Source organism: Qipengyuania gaetbuli (genome assembly GCF_020171365.1).
Lineage (GTDB): Bacteria > Pseudomonadota > Alphaproteobacteria > Sphingomonadales > Sphingomonadaceae > Qipengyuania > Qipengyuania gaetbuli_B.
In genome coordinates this window covers 1-14,536 of record NZ_JAIUZO010000002.1, presented here as the reverse complement: position 1 = coordinate 14,536, position 14,536 = coordinate 1, and the positions used below count along the sequence as shown (strand labels likewise).

Genomic DNA, 14,536 nt, shown 5'->3' with positions numbered 1-14,536 from the left:
TTGAAAGGGCTAAAACGCACTCATGTCAAAAGGCCGCGACGCGGAGCGTTCCGGTTCCAGCGATTGATCATCATCAGCACGCCGATGCACATCATGTTGGTCATCATGGAACTGCCGCCATGGCTCACGAATGGCAGCGGAATCCCGACCACCGGCGCAAAGCCCATCACCATCATGAGATTGATGGCGACGAAGAAGAAGATCGTGGCGGTCATGCCCGCGGCGAGCAATTTGCCCATCCTGTCGGTGCTGTCCCTGGCCACCTTGAAACCCCAGCCGAGAATCAGTGCAAAGCAGCCGATGACGAAGAGGCCGCCCATGAGGCCCCATTCCTCTGCCATAGTGGCGAAGACGAAATCGGTGTGCGGTTCGGGCAGGTAATTGAGGTGGCTCTGCGAACCTTCGTTGAAACCCTTGCCGGTCAGGCCACCCGAACCGATGGCGATCTTGGACTGGGTGATCTGATAACCTTCGCCCAGCGGGTCGCTTTCAGGATCGAGGAAAGTCGTCACGCGATCCTGCTGGTATGGTTGAAGCGCGAAGAAGAACGCAAACGGTATGGCTGCCAGGCCCGCAGCGCCCGCCATCAGGAACCACCGCAGCGGCAGCCCGGCGAAGAACATCACGAGGCCGCCGCCAAAGCCGATCGCAAGCGAGGTACCCAGGTCCGGTTGCAGGAGCACGAAGGCCATGGGGAACATGATAAGCGCGCCTGCCGGTATCAACGCGCGCCACGTCGGCACCATGCCCACCGGGAGGGTATCATAGAAACGGGCTAGCGCCACGACGACAGCCGGCTTCATCAGTTCCGATGGCTGGATACGGATCGGCCCGACTTCGAGCCACCGCTGGCTCCCCCCGCCGAGGGTACCCATGATCTCCACCGCCATGAGCAGCAGTAGGATGGCGATGTAGCCGGGGTAGGCGAAGAAAGTGACAAGGTCCTTGGAGAACCGCGAGATCACGATTGCCATGGTCAGGAAGATGGCAAAGCGGATCAGGTGCGATTCCGCGTAGCGCGAGAAGTCGCCTGCGGCCGCAGAGGTCAACACCAGCGCGCCGAATGCAATGAGCCCGATGAGCGGGAACAGCATCATCCACGGCTGACGCGCGACTGGGGCGGGGACGATACTCGTCATTGTGCCGGACCGGAAGGCGCTGCTGCTGCCGGTGAAGGGGACGGACTGGGGGCGGGGCTGGGCACCGCGCTGGGCGGCGGGCTCCGTTCGCTCTCGGAGGTGTCCACGCGGGGCTGGACGGATTCGTTGGCGATCGTTTCGGGCTGGCGTGCGGCAACGCGGGCCTCGGCCTCGACCTGGTCGAAGATTTCCTCGTCGCGGGCGGGTACGGGCTGGACCGCCTCTCCTGCGGCCATGGCATAAGCGCGGTATTTCGCATCGAGGCGCTGCTGCGCCGTGCCGCCCCACTGGCTTTCCAGCGCGCGAAGGGCGTCCATGCCCTTCGCCGGATCGAATAGGAAGGTCATCACGTCGCGCGCGATCGGGTAGGCGGCACCCGAACCGCCGCCGTGCTCAATCACGACAGCGCCGGCGTATTTCGGCTTGTCGAAGGGAGCGAAGAAAATGAACAGGCCGTGGTCGCGGTACTTCCAGGGACCGCTCTTGCCGTCCGAAAGGTTGAGGCCGACGACCTGTGCAGTACCCGTCTTGCCGGCCATCAGGATATCGTCGAAGGGCAGGCGACCGCGCCCCGCAGTGCCGGGGCCGTTGACCACGTCACTCATCGCCTGGCGCACGTATTTCACGTGCTCTTCGGGAAAATCGACCTGCTCGAAGCCCTTGACCGGCGTGGTCGAGACGAGCCTCGGTTCGACATGGCGACCGGTAGCAATGCGTGCGCTCATCACCGCCAGCTGTAGCGGGTTCGACAGCATGTATCCCTGGCCGATGGTGGCGTTGACGGTATCGAAGGCTGCCCATTCGCGCCCGTATTTCTTCATTTTCCACGCGGGGTCCGGCACGGTGCCGTAGAACTGGCTGGTCACGGGCAGCTCGAATTCCTGCCCCATGCCGCAGCGCTTCGCCATTGCGGCGATCGGGTCCATGCCGATGCGCTGGGCGAAGTGGTAATAATATACGTCGCAGGACTGGTAGATGCCCTTGGCCATGTTGACCGTGCCGTGGCCGCCACGCTTCCAGCAGCGGAACACGCGATTGCCGACCCTGAGGCCGCCGCCGCAGAACACGGTCTCGTCCGGGTCGAGGCCTTCCTTGAGGAACGCCATCGAGACCATCGGCTTGACTGTCGATCCGGGCGGATAGAGGCCCTTGAGGACCTTGTTGCGTAGTGGCACGCGTTCATCATCGCGCAGCATCGAATATTCGACGCGGCCGATGCCGGCGGAAAAGCTGTTCGGATCGAAGCTGGGCATGGAGGCCATGCACAGCAGGTCGCCCGTCTCGCAATCCATCACCACGACGGAGCCGCTTTCGAGCCCGATCCGGCGCGCGGCATAGTCCTGCAGCGGGCCGTCGATCGTCAGGCGGATGGGATCGCCCTGTACGTCCTCGCGCGTCTCGAGATCGCGCACGATGCGGCCCGATGCGGTGACTTCGACGCGGCGAGCCCCGGGCTTGCCGCGCAGTTCCTGTTCGAACTGCTTTTCCAGCCCGTCCTTGCCGATCTTGTAGCCGGGCGTGATCAGGATGGGGTCGGGATTTTCCTCGTATTCCTCGGCCGAGGCGGGGCCGACATAACCGATCAGGTGCCCGACGCTGGGGCCGGTGGGGTAGAAGCGAGAGAAGCCGCGCTGCGGGACCACGCCGGGCAAGTCCGGCAGGCGTACGCTGATTGCAGCGAACTGGTCGTAATCGAGGCCGGTTGCGACCTCCACGGGCTGGAAGCCGCGTGCATCGTCGATCCGCTTGGTGATGTCGGCAACGGTGGTCGCTTCAAGGTTGAGGATGTCGGCCAGCGCATCGATGGTCTCCTGCGTGTCCTTCATCCGGTCGGGGATGACGTCGACGCGGAAGTCGGCACGGTTGGATGCCAGCGGCGCGCCATTGCGGTCGAGGATCCAGCCGCGCCGCGGCGGAATGAGCGACAAGTTGACCCGGTTGCTTTCCGATTCCAGCACCCAGCGCTCGTTCTCGGCAATGGCGATATAGGCCATGCGCCCGGCAAGGATCGTACCGAGCCCGCCCATGCCGGCAGCTACGACAAAGGTGCGCCGGTCGAAAGCATTGTCGAGCGTGGTCTGGCTGACGAGGTCTTTCGGACGTCCTGAAATCCCGCGTCGTTTCGAAAACAGGCCCATCAGACGCGCTTCCAGCGCCGCAGCCGCAGGCGGTCGAGCCGGGCGATGAAGCGGGCGATGATCGGGAAGACGAGGATCGAGAACACGAGCTGCGGCACCAGGGCAACGAAGGACGGCAGGGTCGGCGTGGCGCCCGAAAGCATCCACGCGCCAAGGATATAAGCGGCGACCAGTATACCTGCCGTGAACCAGTCCTGCCAGAACGCGCGCCACGGCAGTCGCATCTCGACGAATTCGATCGCGAGCAGCGTCGCGGACCAGAACAGGATCGCGAATCCGAAGGGCTGGCCGCTGAACAGGTCGTCGAACAGGCCGAGCGGAAAACCTGCCCAGACAGGCAGGAGTCCCGGCCTAACCAGTCGCCAACCCAGCAGCATGAGGAAGCCGAGGGGCGGGACCATCGGCAATGCTGCGGCAATCGGGAATATTGGCAGCAGCGATCCCAGCAGGATCGACAGCCATGGCACGATGTTGGCGACCAGCGGCGAATGCGAACGGTTTATGCGGCTGCCGTAGGCGTCGCTGCGGGCGCGCGGTTCCATCCGCTCCATCAGTCGCCGAGCTCCTCTTCGATGGGAGTGGTCGCTCCCTTTGCGCCCTCGGGCTCGAAGATCGGTTCGATCGCGACGAAGTCGGTCGCCGCAGGGTCCGATACGATGCGGGCAAGGCCGCCATCATCGGTCAGCTCGGTAACGATCGCCACGGCGATGCCGGGCGGATAGTAACCGCCTGCGCCGGAGGTCACGAACATGTCGCCCGGCTTCAGGGGATTGATGCCGAGGTTGATGAGCTTGATCCGCAGCAGGCTGTCGCCGCGCCCTTCGGCAAAGGCGACCACTTCATCGCCTGCACGGCGCACGGGCAGCACGCTTTCGCTGTCGGTCAGCAGCAGGACGCGCGAGGAATCGCGCCCGGTTTCGAGGATGCGCCCGACCACCCCGCGCGGGGACCGGACGGGCATGCCGACGCGTACGCCGTCACGCTCGCCAGCGCCGAGATAGGCGAAGCGGCGAGTGCTGGCCGATGTCGATCCGATAAGGCGCGCCACGGCAACGGGCTTGCGCTCCTGGTCCTGAAGGTCGAGCAGGCCTTTGAGGCGCACGTTTTCCTGCCGGACTGCCTCGGCTTCCTTCAGCCGGATGCGGGCAAGCTCCATCTCGCGCTTGAGTTCGGCGTTCTTGGAGCCTGCACGGTAATAGCCGCGGATCGAATCCCACAGCGACTTGCTGCCGGTGCGGACCGTAGCAACGGTTTCCGTCGCCGGTGTGGCTGCATCCTGTGCAGCACTGCGCGGACCGCCGAAGAAGGTGGGCTGGAAGAACGACAGCGCAAGCAGCACCGCACCGATAAGCGCGCCGACCCCGGCGATGATGTAGCCGGTAAAAAGATTGTATTGCGCCCGCCGCGAATAGCCCGAGCGCCGTGTCCCGCCCGGCGCCATATCCTAAGCCTTCCTCAAGCGGTCATCAGCACGCCGCGGTAGATCGGGTCTTCCATGGCGCGGCCCGTGCCGATTGCGACGCAGGAGAGCGGATCTTCGGCGATGGTCACCGGCAGGCCGGTTTCGTCGCGAAGATATTCGTCGAGGCCCTGGATCAGCGCGCCGCCGCCGGTCAGCACGATGCCCTGGTCGACGATGTCGGCAGCCAGTTCGGGAGCGGTGTTTTCCAGCGCGATGCGCACGCCTTCGACGATGGCACCGATCGGTTCGCTCAGGGCTTCGGCGATGTGGCCCTGGTTGATCGTGATTTCCTTCGGCACGCCGTTGACGAGGTCGCGGCCCTTGATGGTGATCTGTTCGCCGATGCCGTCTTCCGGAGCGCGGGCGATGCCGTAGTCCTTCTTGATGCGTTCGGCCGTCGCGTCACCGATCAGCAAATTGTGGTGTCGTCGCACGTAGCTGACGATGGCTTCGTCCATCTTGTCGCCGCCCGTGCGGACCGAGGTGGTGTAGGCGAGGCCTCGGAGCGACAGGACGGCAACTTCGGTGGTGCCGCCGCCGATGTCGACGACCATGCTGCCGACCGGCTCGGTCACGGGCATGTCGGCGCCGATCGCGGCTGCCATGGGTTCTAGGATCAGGTAGACCTGCGAGGCCCCGGCATTCGATGCCGCGTCGCGGATCGCGCGGCGTTCGACCGAGGTGGAGCCCGAAGGAACGCAAATCGTGATTTCCGGATATCGCATCAGGCTCTTGCGGCCGTTCACCTTGCGGATGAAGTGCTTGATCATTTCCTCGGCCACGTCGAGGTCGGCGATCACGCCGTCACGCAGCGGGCGGATGGCCTCGATGGAATCGGGCGTCTTGCCCATCATCATCTTCGCATCGTCGCCAACGGCCTTCACGCGCTTCATGCCGTTGATCGTCTCGAGTGCGACCACGCTCGGCTCGTTCAGGACGATGCCCTGATCCTGCACGTAAACCAGCGTGTTGGCGGTCCCGAGGTCGATCGCCATGTTCTGCACGCCGAATTTGAAGATGTTGTTCCAGAAGCCCATTTTGACGCGATTTTCCGTTAGAATTTGACGAGGCGAGGGGCGGTCGAAGCCGCTCGCACCTGTTCCGGGGGGAAATGGTGCGCGCTCCTTAGCGAGATTATGCGGCGAATGCCAAAAATTTCAGTGGTCCTGACGGGGATTACTCACACGTGCCGTCTCGGATTTCCGGCGATTCGTCGTTAGAGTCGGTTTTCCATGCCGACTATCCGCCGCCTGCCCGACAATCTGGTCAACCGCATCGCTGCCGGCGAGGTGGTGGAGCGGCCGTCTTCCGCGCTCAAGGAACTGGTCGAAAACGCCATCGACGCGGGTGCGACGCGCATCGCGGTCAAGCTGGTGGAAGGCGGCCTCACCAGCCTCGAAGTGACGGACGACGGGTGCGGGATGACGCCCGATGAAATGGCGCTCGCCCTCGAACGCCACGCCACATCGAAGCTGCCGGACGAGGCGATCGAGCAGGTGTCGACCCTCGGCTTCAGGGGCGAGGCCTTGCCGAGCATCGCCAGCGTCGCCCGCTTCACGCTCGAAAGCCGGCCGCAGGGCGCCGAACAGGGCTGGAAACGCGTGGTCGATCACGGCGAACTGGTGGCAGAAGGGCCCGCAGCCTTGCCGCCTGGTACCCGCGTCCGGGTCGAAAACCTGTTCGCGAAGATCCCCGCCCGCAGGAAATTCCTTCGCACGCCGCGCAGCGAATATGCCGCATGCCTCGACGTGGTGAAGCGGCTTGCCATGGCGCGGCCCGATGTGGCGATCACGCTCGATCACGGTGAGCGGCGCATTCTCGGCCTGCAAGGCGGGGAAGGGCTGGCCAACCGCGTTGCGCGGGTCGTAGCGCGCGAGTTGAAGGACAATGGCGTCGCGATCGATCTGGAACGCGGTACGATGCGGCTGACCGGAATTGCCGGCCTGCCGACCTACAATCGCGGCATTGCCGATCACCAGTACCTGTTCGTGAATGGCCGTCCGGTGAAGGACCGCCTGCTGACCGGTGCTGTGCGCGGTGCCTATGCCGATATGCTCGCGCGCGATCGCCATGCAGTCCTGGCGCTGTTCCTCGACATGCCGCCCGAAGAGGTCGACGTTAACGTACACCCGGCCAAGACCGAGGTCCGATTCCGTGATGCGCAGGGCGTTCGCGGGTTCATCGTTTCAGGTCTGCGGCAGGCGCTCGCCACGGGTGACAAGCGCAGTGCGCAGACGCCCGACGCCGGAGCAATGGCGCGCTGGCAGGCCGAGCCGGTCCGGCCGGAACCTTCGCCTGCACTCCGGTCGATCTTCGAAGGGCGCGACTGGTCCGCGCCGCAGCAGCGCGTGTCGGAACCCTCGGCTGCGTGGCGTGCTGAGGATGCGGACACGATGGCGGCTCCGCTCGGGCGTGCGGAAGAGGCCGCGCCGGTTGCTGCGGAAGCGCGCGAGTACCCGCTCGGCATCGCCCGAGGGCAGGTCGCCAACACCTATATCGTCGCCGAGGCGCAGGACGGGCTGGTGCTGGTCGACCAGCACGCGGCGCACGAACGCCTGGTCCTTGAACGCCTGAAAGCTGCAGGGGCGGAGGAGGCCGTCAAGCGCAGCCAGGCGCTGCTCATCCCCGAAGTGGTGGAGATGGAGGAAACCTCCTGCGACCGGCTCGAGGAAGCGGCGGAGACACTGGCCCAGCACGGGTTGGTGATCGAGCGGTTCGGTCCCTCGGCCATGCTGGTGCGGAGCCTTCCGCACGCGATCGCGCGGACCGATCCGGAAAAGCTGCTGCGCGACATCGACGACGATCTGGCCTTGAACGGCGAGGCGCTGCTGCTCGGCGAAAAGCTCGATCTCGTGCTCGCCACCATGGCCTGCCACGGCTCGGTCAGGGCAGGGCGCACGCTCCGCGTGGACGAGATGAATGCGCTGCTGCGCGAAATGGAACGCACGCCGCGCTCGGGCCAATGCAACCATGGGCGGCCCACGTGGGTTAAGCTCTCGATGGAAGACGTCGAAAAGCTTTTCGGGAGACATTGATGCGCTGGATTGCCCTTGGAGTGGTGGCCCTGCTGGCTGCCTGTGGACCCTCGCCGCGCGAGAAGGCCGAGGCCGACAAGAAGGCCGTGGCCGAAGTAAAGGCGAACCAGGAACCGCCGCCCGAAATCCTCGTGCCGGAGCCGATTACATTCGCCGACGTCGAGAAGGCCGACCTTTTCGGGGCGGGGTGCAATTTCCTCCCGCGCTCGCTCGACAAGGGCGGGATCGCGCTCGTTATCGCGCAGGCGGACGAAGCCTATTTCAAGCGGGACGGGGAAATCGTCCGTCTGGCATCGGACGCAGGGAGTGCAGAGCTGCCCTACCTCGCACGCGCGAAATATGACGGGCTGACCTATTCCGTCTCGCTCGACCTCGACGAGGAAGCGGGCAAGCAGTCTGGCGACGAGACGATCGATTACCCCTCGACGCTGACCATCCGCGATGCGCAGGGGCGACCGGTCTTCACCGAAAACGGCACCACCCAGTGCGGCGCCTGACCTAGTCGGTGCCGCCCGGGTCGCGGGTGGCGATCAGGCCGTTCGACACCATTTCCAGGACAAGTTCGTCATGCTGGTTGTAGGTGCGAATATGGCTCTTGAAGATGCCCATTTCCGGCCGTGAGGCGCTGCGGCGCTTCTCGATGACTTCGGTTTCGCAGCGCAGCGTGTCGCCCGGATAGACCGGCTTCTTCCAGCGCAGCTGGTCGACGCCCGGTGAGCCGAGGCCGGCCGAACGTTCGGATTTCATGTTCTCGACCATCATCGCCATGGTCATGCTGCAGGTGTGCCAGCCGCTGGCCGAAAGGCGCCCGAAATGGGTCGCGGCTGCCGCATCATCGTCGAGGTGGAAGGGCTGGGGATCGTACTTCCCCGCAAACTCCATCACCTCTTCCCGCGTGACTTCGTAATGCCCGAAGCTGCGGGCATCTCCGACTGCGATGTCTTCGTAATATTTCATCGCCGCGTGCTGTGGATCAGACGACGGGGCGAAGCAACATCCAAAGCGCCATGCCGATCATGGCGAGGTTCTCCGTCAGCGAAACGAAGCCCAGCGGAACGTTGCTGCTACCGCCCACACACGCGCACTTGATGTCGCGCTTCTGGATGTAGACCGCGTGGAAAACGCTTACGGCCCCGATCGCACCGATGGTCAGGGCGACAGGGATCGACAGCCAGTTGAGCGCATGGGCAGCCATCAATGCGCCGGCACCGAATTCGAGGAAGGGGTAGGCGTAGGAATAGGGCACCCATCGCCGCGCAAGCAGGTCATATCCCAAAAACATGGAGGAGAACTTCTCCACGTCCTGCAGCTTCAGCATGGCGAGAATAACCATGGCAAAGGCCACGAACCATTCGGCCGCGCGGACGGTGAAGGGGGTCGAATAGACGAACTGGCTTAACGCAAGAGCGAGGGCGCCTGCGGCCGCAAATACTGCGAGGACCGGAATGTAACTGGTCGTTCCGGCTTCCGGCAGGGGCTTGCCGAAATAGGCGCGAAGGTCGGTGTAACCCCCGATGCGCTTGCCATCGATAAAGGTCTGGGGCGTGGTCGCCACCCCGTGCTTCGCCTTAAACGCATCGGTTTCCTCGCGGGTGGTGAGGTAGTGATCGGCCACCTCATACCCCTGCTTTTCCAGCAGCCATTTGGACTTGATGCCATAGGGACAGACATGCGTGTCCATCACCATGCGATAGAGTTCGGCCTTCTTATTCATGGCTGCTAGATATACCCCAGGGGGGTATAATTCAAGTTACGCCCTGAATTTGGGCAGGCCGCTGCTTGCATCGACTTCGGGGATGATCCGATAACGCGCAAGGATGAGGCTGAAGAGGCCGAACAGCATCAGACCGAGCGCCGTCAGGCTGAAGACGAAGCCTTGGCCCGCAAGACTCGCGACCGCATCGCCGAGGGTCTTGATCTGTTCGGTCCCTGCGGAGGTGAAACCGGCCTTGATCAGCGACCAGCCGATGACGATGTAAACCACGGCCCGCGCAAAGAAGCCTGCCGCACCGATCTGGCGCGTATAGCCCGGCGCGCCGCCTGCGATGCGGTGCATGAAATCGCCGGTCCAGCCCTTCTTCGCCTGATGGGCTGCGGCGAAGAGCAGAGCGATGCCGAGCAAGCCGATGGCTAGGCCGCCGAAAGAGAAAGAGAGGACGCCGGAAGCTGCTTCCTGCGCTCCGTCACTCGACCCGCCACTCCCGCTGGTGGCGAATTTGAAGGCGGAATAGCCGAGGGCGAGGTGGGCCACGCCGCTACCGGCATGGCCGATGCGCTTGCCCCATCCCTTTGTGTCGGACCCGTTGTTCTCGATATCGAACAACAGCGAGCAGAACCGGAAGGCCGCATAGGCAATCAGGCCGACGACCATGATCCAGAGCACCATCGTGCCGGCAGGGAATTCCTGGATGGCGCGGAAAATGCCGTTGGTACCTTCAGCAATTTTCCCTGCACTCGTCAGCGCGATCAATCCGAGAACGAAGTAGAGGATCGCGCGACTGAAGAACCCCACGCGAACCAGCCAGCTGAACTTCTCGGACTTGTCGACCATGCACTTGCTCCTGTTTGCATGGCCTAACGGCAAGGCGGCGCAAGCGTTCCTAGTCGGCGGCGCTTAGAGCCGGGGCGACCGGCGTCAGGTCGCCATCCATTGCGCTATCCTGCGGCAGGCCGAGGAGGGCGCGAAGAAGCGGGTTTACCGACACGTTCTGGAACGAGGGAAGCCTCATTCCCTTTCGGAATGCCGGGCCGTTGGCGATGAACAGGGCAGCCATTTCCGGCGCAAAATTATCATAGCCGTGACTTCCTCCGATCCGCTCGCCATCACGGCGTTCGGGAAAGATCTGCCAGCCGGTTTCGGCAAGGCAGAGATAGGCGGGAATCCGCTCCGAAGTGCCATATTGAAGGCGTGCAGGAATCTCGCCCTTGCGCCAGCACTCCATGTGGCCGTGGTCCCGGAGGAGGGCGTTCTCCAGCTCGGCTTCCTTGCCCGGAATGGCATTGAATGTGGCATAGGGGCCGGTCTCGACGAGGACATAATCCTCACGAGCGATCAGCGGATCGAGCTCGACCGTGCGGCTGTTTCGCGTCTCGGCCATGCCGTGATCGGACACGATGACGAGATTGGCGGTCTGGCCCAGCGAGCGCAGGCCTGCGACAAGCGCGGTGATGTCCTCGTCGACGTTGGCAATGGCCTCGTTGACAATTTCGCCATCGGGCCCGCCGGCATGGCCTGCCGTGTCGACCTCGTCGAAATAGAGGAACAGGAGTTCTGGGCGGATATCCGAAGGACGGCGCAGCCAGTCGATGATCGTGTTGACGCGCTGCGTCGGAGACACGTTCTGGTCGAACGCGGTCCAGTCCTGAGGGCGCACGCCACCTTCGATCCGTCCATATCCGCCGGGGATCGGCATGCCGCCCCACGCTACCGCAGAGCCGGGCCAGAACATGGCGGCTGTGCGGATGCCGGCGTTCTCGGCAGTCACCCAGACCGGCTCGCGCCCGTTCCAGTAGAACGGATCGGTCGTTGCCATGGTGAATTTCTCGTCCGCCCGGCTCGGGTCGGTGAAGCCATTGGCGACGATGCCGTTGCGATCGGGAACGAAGCCGGTGACAACCGTCCAGTGGTTGGGGAACGTCTTGCTCGGGAAGGACGGGCGCATGGAGGCCGTTACGCCGCCTGCCGCGAGCGCGGAGAGGGTCGGTGTCAGGCCGCGGTCCAGATAGTCGGGCCGGAACCCGTCGATGGAGACGAGGATGGTAACCGGCTCGCGAACCTCTGCTTGCGCGGCAGGCGCGCTCTGCACTTCGCCAGCAAGGGGTGTGCAGGCGGAAAGAACGCCTGCTGCGGCAAGGGCGAGGAGTTTCGCGAACCCGTTATTCATCCCGCAATCCTGTTCGTCAGACGTTGAACTTGAACAGCATCACATCGCCGTCCTTGACGAGGTATTCCTTACCTTCCTGGCGCAGCTTGCCCGCTTCCTTGGCGCCGTTTTCACCGCCGAGCGAGACGTAGTCTTCATAGGCGATGGTCTCGGCGCGGATGAAGCCGCGTTCGAAATCGGTGTGGATCTCGCCGGCAGCCTGCGGGGCCTTGGCACCATCGGGGAAAGTCCAGGCGCGCGCTTCCTTGGGGCCTGCGGTGAAGAAGGTCTTGAGGCCGAGCAGCTTGTAGCCAGCGCGGATCACGCGGCTGAGGCCGCTTTCCTCAAGGCCCAGTTCGGCAAGGTATTCGGCGCGATCTTCGGCCGGCATCGCGACCAGTTCGCTCTCGATGGCGGCGGAAACGACGACCGCTTCCGCGCCCTCGGCCTTGGCCTTTTCGAAGACGAGGTCGGACAGGGCATTGCCGGTCGCCGCGTCTTCTTCGGCGACGTTGCAGACATAGAGCACCGGCTTTGCGGTCAGCAGCTGCGCCTGTTCGAGAACGCGCGCTTCCTCGATATCCTTCGGTTCGGTCAGGCGGGCGGGCTTGCCGTCGCGCAGCAGGGCGAGTGCCTGGCCCAGCACGCTGACGATGAGCTTGGCTTCCTTGTCGCCGGCCGTGGCGCGCTTTTCCGCATTGGGCACGCGTTTTTCGAGGCTTTCGAGGTCGGAAAGCATGAGTTCGGTTTCGACCACTTCGGCATCGGCAATGGGGTCGACCTTGTTGGCGACGTGCTGGATGTCGTCGTCTTCGAAGCAGCGAAGGACGTGTACGATCGCGTCCACCTCGCGAATGTTGCCGAGGAACTGGTTGCCGAGGCCCTCGCCCTTGCTTGCGCCCTTCACCAGGCCGGCGATGTCGACGAAGGCGAGTTGGGTCGGAATGATCTTCGCCGAACCCGCAATCGCCGCAATCTTGTCGAGCCGTTCGTCCGGCACGGCGACCTGGCCCACGTTCGGCTCGATCGTGCAGAAAGGATAGTTCGCGGCCTGTGCTGCCTGCGTTTCGGTCAGTGCATTGAAAAGGGTGGACTTGCCGACATTGGGCAGGCCGACGATCCCGCAACGGAAACCCATCGAAAACTCCGGAAATAGTGATATGCGGTGGCCCTTAGACGGGCAGGGCAATCATTGCCAGCTTCACGAACGCTTTAACCTTGTCTGGTAGGCATGGGGCATGATCAGGAAGACTTCACTTCTCGCGGGCGTCGCGCTCGCCCTCTCGCTGGCGGCCTGTTCGCCCGACCCCGAATCGAGTTTCGCACGGGGTCAGGAAGCCTTCGCCGAGCATGATTTCCGTGCAGCGCGCGTCGCGCTGATCGCTGGCCTGCGCGAAAAGCCGGGCAATCTCGAAATGCGGGCCCTGCTCGCGCGCACGCAGATCGCGCTGGGTGACGGGGAGGGCGCGGCTGCAACGCTAGAGCGGCTTCCTGCAGGCGAGAAGGGCGCGCCCGAATTCGCCACCCTGATGGGCGAGGCAGAAGTGCTGCGCGGCCGTTATGCCGAAGCGGCAGCTGCGGTGGAGGGTATCGAGACCGCCGGTGCGGACCGCGTGCGCGCGCTCGCCCTGCTGGCGGAAGGCAAGGTCGAGGATGCAGCCAAGGCATTTGCCGTGGGCGAAACCCGCGATCCCGCTGATCCGCGCCTGCTGGCCTCTTCAGCCCGATTCGAGCTCGCCCGGGGGGATATCGAACGTGCGCGCATGCTGGCTGATCGTGCCGCCGACGTGGACTCTGCCTCGATCGAGGCGCGGTTGGCGCAGGCGCTGGTCGCGCGCGTTCGCGACCGCTTGCCCGCGTCGCTCGCATATTACGATGCGGCGCTGAAAGAGCACCCGGCCAATTTCGAGGCGCGTCTCGGCAAGGCTGACCTGCTCTTGGTCATGGAGAAATATGACGACGCCCGCCCGCTTGTCTCCGGCCTCTTCGAGGAAGCGCCTGAGAACCGCGACATCGCGCTGCTGCGCGCCAAGCTGTCCGCGCGGGACGGCGAATGGAAGCAGGTGCGCGACATCCTGCAGGCTTACGAAGCCGATATGCGCGACATTCCGCAGATGCGCCTCGTCTATGGCGAGGCCTTGCTGGAACTCGGCAATGGGGCGCAGGCCCTGACCTTGCTGCAGCCGATGCTACGCGCCAATCCCAGTGCCCGCGACCTTCGCGCACTTATCGCGCGGACCCAGCTTGCAGTCGGTGACGCGCAAGGTGCGCTCGACACGATCGAACTGCTGGCGATGCGCCCTGATGCGCAGCCGGAAGAGCTGGCGGTGGCGGCAAAGGCTGCGAAGGCAGCGGGCAGCAGCAAGGCAGCGGAATTCCAGAAACGCTCGCGCGAGGTGACACCCGAATGGGTTGGCGGCGAACTTGCCAAGGCCGATCGCGCGCTACGCAACCGCCAATGGGAAAGTGCCGAGCGCAGTTACGAGGCGATCATGGCCAAGGGCGCATCGAAGAACGCGCTGGTGCTGAACAACCTGGCTTTTACGAAGGCGCAGTTGGGCAAGAAGGACGAAGCGCTCAAGCTGGCCCTGCAGGCAGTCGAACTCGACCCGCAGAATGCCTCGATCCTCGACACGGCAGGCTGGCTGCTGGTGCAGAACGGTTCGCGTGATCGCGGTGTCGCCATGCTGGAAAAGGCTGCCAAGCTCGATCCCGACAATGCCGCCATCGCCAACCGGCTCGCCCGGGCCAAGAAATCCTGAGCAAAGGCGCCGAGAGCGTCAGACAGAAAAGCGGCGCGCAATCGTGTGATTGCCCACGCCGATCGGAACCGCGTCCTGCATGGCGATACCGCGCAGGCGCAGCAGCTTGGCGGACTCGGCAAGGCAGAAAGCGCCCG

At 64.2% G+C, this 14,536-nt stretch carries 13 protein-coding genes; 3 read left to right on the top strand and 10 right to left on the bottom strand.

What is annotated here, in order from left to right; genetic code table 11:
- Positions 1 to 20: 20 nt before the first annotated feature.
- The 5 genes from rodA to LCL94_RS00420 are packed head-to-tail and all read right to left on the bottom strand — an operon-like array spanning position 21 to position 5,776.
- Positions 21 to 1,139, bottom strand: coding sequence for a rod shape-determining protein RodA (gene rodA / locus LCL94_RS00440; RefSeq protein WP_224830531.1), 1,119 nt, complete (start codon positions 1,137 to 1,139; stop codon positions 21 to 23).
- Complete coding sequence (mrdA, locus tag LCL94_RS00435) at positions 1,136 to 3,277, bottom strand: penicillin-binding protein 2 (protein WP_224830530.1); 2,142 nt, start codon at positions 3,275 to 3,277, stop codon at positions 1,136 to 1,138. The genes rodA and mrdA overlap by 4 nt, the downstream gene beginning before the upstream one ends.
- Positions 3,277 to 3,828, bottom strand: a complete 552-nt coding sequence (locus tag LCL94_RS00430) for a rod shape-determining protein MreD (protein WP_224830529.1) — start codon at positions 3,826 to 3,828, stop codon at positions 3,277 to 3,279. Before LCL94_RS00430 ends, mrdA begins: the two co-directional genes overlap by 1 nt.
- Positions 3,828 to 4,718, bottom strand: coding sequence for a rod shape-determining protein MreC (gene mreC, locus LCL94_RS00425; RefSeq protein ID WP_224830528.1), 891 nt, complete (start codon positions 4,716 to 4,718; stop codon positions 3,828 to 3,830). Before mreC ends, LCL94_RS00430 begins: the two co-directional genes overlap by 1 nt.
- A 14-nt stretch (positions 4,719 to 4,732) precedes the next feature.
- Entirely contained in the window at positions 4,733 to 5,776 is a 1,044-nt protein-coding gene (locus LCL94_RS00420) for a rod shape-determining protein (protein WP_160607178.1), read from the bottom strand.
- 195 nt (positions 5,777 to 5,971) lie between these two features.
- Between LCL94_RS00420 and mutL the strand changes: the two genes are divergently transcribed.
- Positions 5,972 to 7,774, top strand: a complete 1,803-nt coding sequence (gene mutL / locus LCL94_RS00415; protein WP_224830527.1) for a DNA mismatch repair endonuclease MutL — start codon at positions 5,972 to 5,974, stop codon at positions 7,772 to 7,774.
- Entirely contained in the window at positions 7,774 to 8,271 is a 498-nt protein-coding gene (locus tag LCL94_RS00410) for a hypothetical protein (protein WP_224830526.1), read from the top strand. Before mutL ends, LCL94_RS00410 begins: the two co-directional genes overlap by 1 nt.
- A gap of 1 nt (position 8,272) precedes the next feature.
- On the opposite strand, the gene LCL94_RS00405 is transcribed toward LCL94_RS00410, so the two are convergent.
- From LCL94_RS00405 to ychF, 5 genes are read right to left on the bottom strand one after another with little or no spacing between them, the layout of a single operon-like run.
- Positions 8,273 to 8,731 carry a MaoC family dehydratase gene (locus LCL94_RS00405; RefSeq protein ID WP_160607175.1) on the bottom strand — a complete coding sequence of 153 codons (459 nt, stop codon included), beginning with the start codon at positions 8,729 to 8,731 and terminating at the stop codon, positions 8,273 to 8,275.
- Between the two features lie 16 nt (positions 8,732 to 8,747).
- The gene (locus LCL94_RS00400; RefSeq protein WP_224830525.1) at positions 8,748 to 9,488 is read right to left on the bottom strand and encodes a MauE/DoxX family redox-associated membrane protein; all 741 of its coding nucleotides are present in this window, start codon (positions 9,486 to 9,488) and stop codon (positions 8,748 to 8,750) included.
- Positions 9,489 to 9,524: 36 nt separating this feature from the next.
- On the bottom strand, positions 9,525 to 10,325 hold the full coding sequence (locus LCL94_RS00395; protein WP_224830524.1) for a DUF1206 domain-containing protein: 801 nt from the start codon (positions 10,323 to 10,325) through the stop codon (positions 9,525 to 9,527).
- A gap of 49 nt (positions 10,326 to 10,374) precedes the next feature.
- Positions 10,375 to 11,658, bottom strand: coding sequence for an ectonucleotide pyrophosphatase/phosphodiesterase (locus LCL94_RS00390; RefSeq protein ID WP_224830523.1), 1,284 nt, complete (start codon positions 11,656 to 11,658; stop codon positions 10,375 to 10,377).
- 16 nt (positions 11,659 to 11,674) lie between these two features.
- Positions 11,675 to 12,775: a redox-regulated ATPase YchF gene (gene ychF / locus LCL94_RS00385; protein WP_224830522.1), complete on the bottom strand. Its 1,101-nt coding sequence runs from the start codon at positions 12,773 to 12,775 to the stop codon at positions 11,675 to 11,677.
- Positions 12,776 to 12,875: 100 nt separating this feature from the next.
- On the opposite strand from ychF, the gene LCL94_RS00380 reads away from it, so the two are divergent.
- Entirely contained in the window at positions 12,876 to 14,399 is a 1,524-nt protein-coding gene (locus LCL94_RS00380; protein WP_224830521.1) for a tetratricopeptide repeat protein, read from the top strand.
- Positions 14,400 to 14,536 lie beyond the last annotated feature (137 nt).